This is a genomic window from Thiocapsa sp. C2-2m, assembly GCF_041903745.1.
Taxonomy (GTDB): domain Bacteria; phylum Pseudomonadota; class Gammaproteobacteria; order Chromatiales; family Chromatiaceae; genus Thiocapsa; species Thiocapsa roseilacustris.
Window position 1 is genome coordinate 1 of sequence record NZ_JBBWVD010000079.1, and the last position, 7,170, is coordinate 7,170.

Sequence of the window (7,170 nt, forward strand, 5' to 3'; positions counted from 1 at the left end):
CGGTGCTCGGCGGGATCGCGGCCTTCGGTCTGGTCGGACTCTTCATCGGCCCCATCGTCATCGCCATCCTGCTGGCCGTCTGGCGCGAATGGATCGCCGAGCCGACGCCCCGAGGCTGAGATTCAGCCGGCGTCCGGGTCACGACCGCAGCAGCCCAATATACGCCGTCGCCCGATCATGAGGACGGCCGATCAACCGTTCCTTGCAAGTCGACGAGGCATCGCGCTGCGCATCTCCGGCGCAGTCGCGCGCGGCGTGACTCAAGGCAGGGTGTTGCCGGCCTCGGCACCTTTCTTGGGAACCGGCAGGAGGTCGGCGTGACTGACACCGAGCATGATCGCCGTGGCGGTGGCGATGACGACGGTGGAGTAGGTCCCGACCACGACCCCGATGATCAGCGCAAGCGAGAAGCCGCTGAGGGCCTCGCCGCCGAAGATGTACAGTAAGGGCTGAAACGCACCTGGGCGGATGTCGTTCGATCAGGAGAATCAGCAGCCCCAACGATCAGCGCGCCGGCAATCCACCGAGACCGCCGGCGAACCCATAGACGTTTATTCATCCGTAGAATCAGAACTATCGATTTTTATCGAAGTTTTGTCGTTGGTATCATGGTGTGAATATCCCGCTCACTCAAGCCCTCAACCGGGCCCATGGAGGCTTGATGTCCGCGCTCTCGAACCTGCTGATCCCGGCCGTGCTGTTCTTTGCGCTCGGCTTCATCGCTCGCCTGGTCAAGTCGGATCTGCGTTTTCCGCCGGACCTCGCGAAGATCCTCTCCATCTATCTTCTGGTCTCGATCGGGCTCCATGGGGGTGTGGAGCTGGCGAAGGCGGATCTCGGCGAGGCGATCGCAGCCGTCGTGTGGGCACTCGCGCTCGGCTTTCTGCTTCCGCTCATCGGATTCGGTTTGCTGCTCGCGACGCGTCGCGTGGCTCCGCTGGATGCCGCCGCAATCGCCGCACACTATGGATCCGTCAGCGCCGGAACCTTTCTCACTGCGATTGCATTCCTCGGCAGCCAAGGCGTGGACTATGAGCGCTACCCATTGATCATGCTCGCCATCATGGAGTCGCCTGCGATCGTGGTGGGCATCTTGCTGGCCAGCTGGACCCGCAGGCGCATCGCAGCAGCCAATCCTGGCGGCTCGACGGCTCGATCCGACAGTGGCAACGGCGGCAGCCATTTGGGAGACCTCCTCCGCGAGGCCTTCACAAACGGAAGCGTCATGCTCCTGCTCGGCTCGATGCTGATCGGCGCAATCGCGAATCCGACGGCGATGAAGTCGCTGGATCCGTTCACCACGGACATCTTCATGGGCATGCTGTGCCTGTTCCTGCTTGAGATGGGTCTCGAGGCAGGGCGGCGGTTCGGCGACTTCCGACGTGTCGGGTTGGCCCTCGGCGCCTTCGGGCTGGTGATGCCGCTGATCGGCGGCGCGATCGGTGTGCTGGTCGGCCACTACATGCTCGGTTTCAGCATCGGCGGCACGACTCTGGTCGGCGTCCTCGGCGCAAGCGCCTCCTATATCGCCGTGCCACCCGCCATGCGGCTTGCCATACCGGAGGCCAATCCGTCCCTGTATTTGACCTTGGCCCTTGGCGTGACCTTCCCCTTCAATGTCGTCATCGGTATCCCGATCTATTATCAGCTCGCCCGCATGTTGGCCGGCGGGGCCTGATCGACAGATGGGCGTCGGTGATACCGGCGCCCCCTTAGCCCGTTTTGAAGCGAGTCGCTGGAGCCCGTAAACATGCATCGACTGTTTGCCGAAAAGCTGATCACCGTCATCAGCACGGATCTGCTCGAAGATCGTCTGGTCGCCTTGGTGCGCCGCCGCGGCGCAAGCGGCTACACACTCATACGCGCCCGCGGCGCAGGCTCTGATGGTCTGCAGTCCGGCAATCTGGATGCCGACACCAACTTGGTGTTGAAGGTGATTCTGCCGCCGGAGCGGATCACCGATTTACTTGATGACCTGGACCAACTGATCGGTAAGGGCTACCACCTGACCGTCTTCGTATCGGATGTGTCGGTTCTTAGCCACGAGAAATTCGATCGGCCGATGGCCGACTGAAGCCAACGTTGGGGAGTTGCCACTCGGGTTTCCCCATGCCATGCTTCCGGCCCGAATAGCCGGCCTGCGCGGAGAGCGATCCAGATGATGACGAGTATTTTGATCCTTGCGGCCGGTCTGGTACTTCTGACTGCAGGTGCAGAGTCGCTCGTTCGCGGTGCTTCCAGCATTGCCACGCGCCTCGGCATCCCGTCGCTGATCGTCGGTCTGACCATCGTCGCTTTCGGGACCAGCGCGCCCGAAATGGCGGTCAGCGTGGCGGCCGCCTGGTCCGACCAGGCCGACATCGCTCTCGGCAACGTGGTCGGCAGCAACATCTTCAACGTCCTCTTCATCCTGGGTCTCTCGGCACTTGTCGTACCGCTCGCCATCAGCAGCCAACTCGTCCGGGTCGACGTGCCGCTGATGATCGGCGCATCCATCCTGGTGCTCTTGTTTGCCCTGGACGGTCACATCGGCCGGCTTGACGGGGCGATCCTCTTCTCCGGGATCATCCTCTACACCGGCTTCCAGATCCGCCAGGGTCTGCGCGAGCGCACCTCGGCCGCCGACGGGGCGAACGCAGGTGATGAGAGCCTGTCGAGCAAACACTGGTGGATCGATCCCCTGTGGGTGCTGGGCGGCCTGGTGATCCTGGTGATCGGCTCGCGCCTCTTGGTGACGAGCGCGGTAAGCATTGCTCAGGCGTTGGGCGTGAGCGAGCTGGTGATCGGACTCACCATCGTCGCCGCCGGCACCTCCCTGCCGGAGCTGGCCACATCTGTGGTCGCCAGTATGCGCGGCGAGCGCGACATCGCGGTCGGCAACGTGGTCGGCAGCAATGTGTTCAACCTGCTCGCCGTGCTCGGGCTCGCCAGCCTCGTCTCGCCCTCGGGGATCGCGGTCGCCGAACAGGCGCTCCGGTTCGACCTACCGGTGATGGTGGCGGTGGCGATTGCCTGCCTGCCGATCTTCGTGACCGGACGCGAGATCGCCCGCTGGGAAGGGGGGCTCTTCCTGGCCTATTACACAGCCTATACGGCTTACGTGGTGATGGCCGCGATGCAGCATGCCGCGCTTGACCTCTACGGCACCGCGATGCTCTGGTTCGTCCTGCCGCTCACCGGAATCACCCTCGCGGTCCTGTTCGCCAGGGATCACGTCAACGGGCGAGGCAAGGCCAACGGCGGTTAGGAGCTCGGTTCCGCGCCGCGCCGATACCACCGAGCGGCCAAGCGCTTGCGAGCATAGTCCAGACCGAACACCACCGGGATGCCGAGCCAGGCGAGCGCATAGATCGCCGGGGCGACCGGGCCGGTGTGCAGGACGGACTGAACGGCCGGGACGTAGAGGATGGCCCAGGAGAAGAGGATCTCGGTCGCGATCCCCAAGAGCAGGAGATGGTTCGCGAGCAGCCCGCGATCCAGGCCGCTGTGTCGCAACGACCTTCGGCCGACGACGTTGCCGATCTGCATCAGGACGATGCTGGCCAGGGTGATTCCCGTGGCCGACTGATAGAGGGGTTCGTTCTCCGCCAGCTCCTGCCCCCAGCGCCATCCGCCTTCGTGCAGGACCAGGAAGAAAAGACTCAATGACCAGGCGGCCTGGATCAGGCCCAGGAACAGGTAGGCCGTCGCCATCAGTCGCGGCGAGAGCAGGCGTTCATCGAGACGCCGCGGCGGCTGTTGCATCAGGTCTCGCTCGGGCGTCTCCCGGCCCAGCCCGATTGCGGGCAGCATGTCGGTACCCAGGTCGATCGCCAGGATTTGCACAATGGTCAGCGCCAGCGGAACCGGCAGCAGGATATAGAGCAGGACGGGCACGATCTCCGGGATATTGCTGGCCAGGACATAGGTCGTGAAGCGCTGCATGTTGCAGAAGACGGCCCGCCCCTCCTCGATGCCGGCAACGATCGATGCGAAGTTGTCGTCGAGCAGCACGATGTCGGCCGCCTCGCGCGCCACGTCGGTCCCGCTCGCGCCCATCGCGATGCCGACATCGGCCGCCTTGAGTGCGGGGGTGTCGTTGACGCCGTCGCCGGTCATGGCGACGACCTGGCCCAGACGCTTGAGCGCAAGGACGATCTTCATCTTCTGCTCGGGCGTGGTGCGGGCGAAGACGGTCATCCCCTCACGCAACCGCGCGACCAACTGCTGCTCGCGCAAGCGCTCCAACTCGGCCCCGTGCAGGATCCGCCCCTCGGCGGGCTCGCCCGGCCGCAGGATGCCGCAGGCCCGCGCAACCGCCTCTGCGGTGTCGGGATGGTCGCCGGTAATCAGAAGCACACGAACACCCGCATCATGGCAGCGGGCCACGGCACCTGGAACCTCCGGTCGGATGGGATCATCGAGCGCCAGGAACCCGTGCAGGACGAGACTACGCCCCAAGGACTCCTCCGGTGCCTGCGGATCGGGCAACCGATCGAGCAACCGCGAGGCGACCGCGATCACGCGCCGACCTTGTGCCGAGAGACGATGCACGATCGCATCGCACGCCAGGAGCATCGGCTCGTCGACGGCGATGGTGCGAGCTTCGCCGTCGCGGAGCCCACTCACCATGGGTCGCAGCGACTCCCAGGCCCCCTTGATCGCGAACCGCGCCTCCGAGCCATTGGCGAAGACACCGCCTTCGCGCCGCTTGGCCAGATCGAACGGGAAGTGACGACGCGTCTCGACGAGAATCGCGTCCGGCGGCCCGAACAGCTCGCCGTGGCGCTCGGCGATGGCGACGTCCAGTGGATCGCCGGACCAGCCCGGATCCCCGTGCGGCGCGGCAGGCGCGCGCCGGAGCTGGGAGGCGATCAGCGCGGCCTCGAGGAGTGCACGCAGCGCGTCGGGATCCTCGATCGGATGCCCCCGCACAGGATCGACCAGCCCCGCGATCGCCAACCGATTGTAGGTCAGGATGCCCGTCTTGTCGGTGCAGACGGTGTGGACCGCACCGAGAGACTCGACCGCCTCGAGGTTCTTCACGAGCACCTGTTTGCGCGCCATCCGCAGGCTGGCCATCGAGAGCGCCAGCGTCAGGGTCGGCAGCAGACCCTCGGGAACATTGGCCACGATGATGCCGAGCATGAAGACGATGCTGACCCAGAGCGAGCGACCACCGACGATCCCCGCGACGAAGAACACCAGCGCCATCACCACCGCAATCAGGGTCAGCACCCGGACCATCCGGTTGGTCTCGCGCTGCAGCGGGGAAGGCGGACGACGCACATCGCGCGCAAGGGCCGCGATCTTGCCCAGCTCAGTGCGGTGACCGGTCGCGAAGGTGACCGCCATCCCGTTGCCGCGCAGCAGGCTGCAGCCTGCAAACGCGATGTTGGGACTCTCGATCAGTCGGCCCTTGGCGGGTCGGGTCGCGAGGGGCAGCGAGCGGGATTCACCCATCAAGGGGGCGTTGTTGGCCAGCAGATCTTCCACCTCGACCAGCCGCGCGTCGGCCGCGACACGGTCGCCCTCATTCAGAAGCATGACATCACCCGGCACCAGATCCTCGGCCGACACCGTGCATTCGATGCCCTCGCGGCGCACGCGCACGCGTTGCGGCAGAAAGCGGCGCAACGCATCCATGGCGCGCTCGGCCCGCATCTCCTGCGCGAAGGCGAACAAGGCATTGATGACCGAGACGCCAAGATCAGGCCCCTGCCGCAGTCGCCGACCCGAAGCGGCCCCGAGGCGATATCGTTCGAGCCAATGCGTAGTCCCCCTCGCGTGAATTATGGCAGACCATGGCGAGGCCGCACCGGGGCGGTGGCGAACCGGCGATCCTCAGCCGCCCGAGTGCGCGGATGCGAAGGACCCTTATCCCCGGGCAAAGGGTCCGGAGGATGGTCGCCGTTTCGGCGATGCTTGCGGCGCGCTTGGCAGCCTTGATGTCCTCAAAGGGGGCCGGTCCCTCGGCGCACAGCAACAATTTCCACAACGGCTGCTCCCGAGATCTCGCGGACCCGAGCATTTGGCCTATGCTCAGGCTGATGTCTTCGCCCTTCTCGTCGGATCGATCTCCTATGCACCCTGAACGCCACGTCCGCCTGTTTCGCAACGGTCGCAATCAAGCTTTACGCATCCCGCGGGAGCTTGAGCTGGACGCGGACGAGGCGATTATCCGCAAGGACGGCGAGCGTCTGATCGTCGAGCCGGTGAAGCGCCGGCCGGATCTCGCCACGCTGCTCGCCGGATGGGGACCGCTGGACGAGCCCCTCCCCGACGTGGACGAAGGCTTATTGCCCTTGGACGACATCCGACTCTAAGTGCCATGGCAAACATTGCTGGTCTGCACTACCTGCTTGACACCAGCACCCTCTCCGCGCTGATCCATCAACCCCGGGGACCGGTGGCCGCGACGCTTGCCCGGCGCGGCCACGGTAGTGTCTGTACCAGCATCGTCGTGGCCGCCGAGCTGCGCTTCGGTGCCCGCAAGCTCGGCTCCAAAACCCTGACCGGTAAGGTCGACGACCTGTTGGCCTAGCTGCCCGTCCTGCCCTTGGACTCCGGGGCCGACCAAGACCTACGCGGAGATAAGATTTCGGCTGGAGCGAGCCGGGACGCCCATCGGACCCAACGACCTGCTGATCGCGGCGCATGCTTTGGAGTCCGGTCTGATCCTCTTTACCGACAATGTGGACGAATTCGTGAGAGTCGCCGGACTGCGGGTGGAGAATTGGCTGAACAGCCCGGCGTCCGAGGCGCCATGATTCGGACGAAAGGTAGCCGCCCCTTGTCCTCACATTCGTCCGTACTGACCTTGCCGGACTATTCCACCGTCGCCGATCAACCGAGCGGTTCCGCGATTCTGGTTCGCCTTGATGCTTCGCTTAACCCCCGAATCGGCCATGAGCAGACCCTGCCACCCCTACCACCAGGGGCAGGAGTCGGCCAAAACCCGACGCGGAGCGGAGTCGCTCCCGCGGCAGGTAGACGCACTCTGCGGACGCTGGCGGTCACGCTCCGGACACCTGCTTTCGACCCGGATCTGCCCGCCGCGCACGCCACGCGAGCGCCCGCTGTGGCGAGGTCAGCAGACGGGCGTCTCGGTTCGTCTGGTCCTACTGGCAAAAGGAAAGACCCGACCCCGATCCCCCTCCTGGCAAAAGGAAAGACCCGACCCCGATCCCC

At 65.2% G+C, this 7,170-nt stretch carries 9 protein-coding genes; 7 read left to right on the plus strand and 2 right to left on the minus strand.

Features of this window, described 5'->3' with window-relative positions:
- Nucleotides 1–260: 260 nt before the first annotated feature.
- The gene (locus AADX97_RS28150) at nt 261–470 is read right to left on the minus strand and encodes a hypothetical protein (protein WP_374239355.1); all 210 of its coding nucleotides are present in this window, start codon (nt 468–470) and stop codon (nt 261–263) included.
- 191 nt (nt 471–661) lie between these two features.
- Between AADX97_RS28150 and AADX97_RS28155 the strand changes: the two genes are divergently transcribed.
- The 3 genes from AADX97_RS28155 (at nt 662) to AADX97_RS28165 (ending at nt 3,247) form a co-directional block, all read left to right on the plus strand.
- Entirely contained in the window at nt 662–1,678 is a 1,017-nt protein-coding gene (locus AADX97_RS28155; RefSeq protein ID WP_374239354.1) for a sodium-dependent bicarbonate transport family permease, read from the plus strand.
- A 72-nt stretch (nt 1,679–1,750) separates the two neighbouring features.
- Nucleotides 1,751–2,074, plus strand: a complete 324-nt coding sequence (locus AADX97_RS28160) for a P-II family nitrogen regulator (RefSeq protein WP_374237521.1) — start codon at nt 1,751–1,753, stop codon at nt 2,072–2,074.
- An 84-nt stretch (nt 2,075–2,158) separates the two neighbouring features.
- Nucleotides 2,159–3,247 carry a calcium/sodium antiporter gene (locus AADX97_RS28165; RefSeq protein ID WP_374237522.1) on the plus strand — a complete coding sequence of 363 codons (1,089 nt, stop codon included), beginning with the start codon at nt 2,159–2,161 and terminating at the stop codon, nt 3,245–3,247.
- On the opposite strand, the gene AADX97_RS28170 is transcribed toward AADX97_RS28165, so the two are convergent.
- Complete coding sequence (locus AADX97_RS28170; protein WP_374237523.1) at nt 3,244–5,664, minus strand: cation-translocating P-type ATPase; 2,421 nt, start codon at nt 5,662–5,664, stop codon at nt 3,244–3,246. The genes AADX97_RS28165 and AADX97_RS28170 overlap by 4 nt on opposite strands.
- A 398-nt stretch (nt 5,665–6,062) precedes the next feature.
- Here AADX97_RS28170 and AADX97_RS28175 point away from each other — a divergent pair, with 398 nt between their 5' ends.
- From AADX97_RS28175 to AADX97_RS28190, 4 genes are all read left to right on the plus strand, one after another.
- Nucleotides 6,063–6,305 carry an antitoxin gene (locus AADX97_RS28175; RefSeq protein WP_374237524.1) on the plus strand — a complete coding sequence of 81 codons (243 nt, stop codon included), beginning with the start codon at nt 6,063–6,065 and terminating at the stop codon, nt 6,303–6,305.
- 5 nt (nt 6,306–6,310) lie between these two features.
- Nucleotides 6,311–6,523, plus strand: coding sequence for a PIN domain-containing protein (locus tag AADX97_RS28180; protein ID WP_374237525.1), 213 nt, complete (start codon nt 6,311–6,313; stop codon nt 6,521–6,523).
- A gap of 82 nt (nt 6,524–6,605) precedes the next feature.
- Complete coding sequence (locus AADX97_RS28185) at nt 6,606–6,749, plus strand: hypothetical protein (protein WP_374237527.1); 144 nt, start codon at nt 6,606–6,608, stop codon at nt 6,747–6,749.
- 138 nt (nt 6,750–6,887) lie between these two features.
- Nucleotides 6,888–7,170 (plus strand): hypothetical protein (locus AADX97_RS28190; RefSeq protein ID WP_374238698.1); only part of this gene is annotated, 283 nt, incomplete at its 3' end.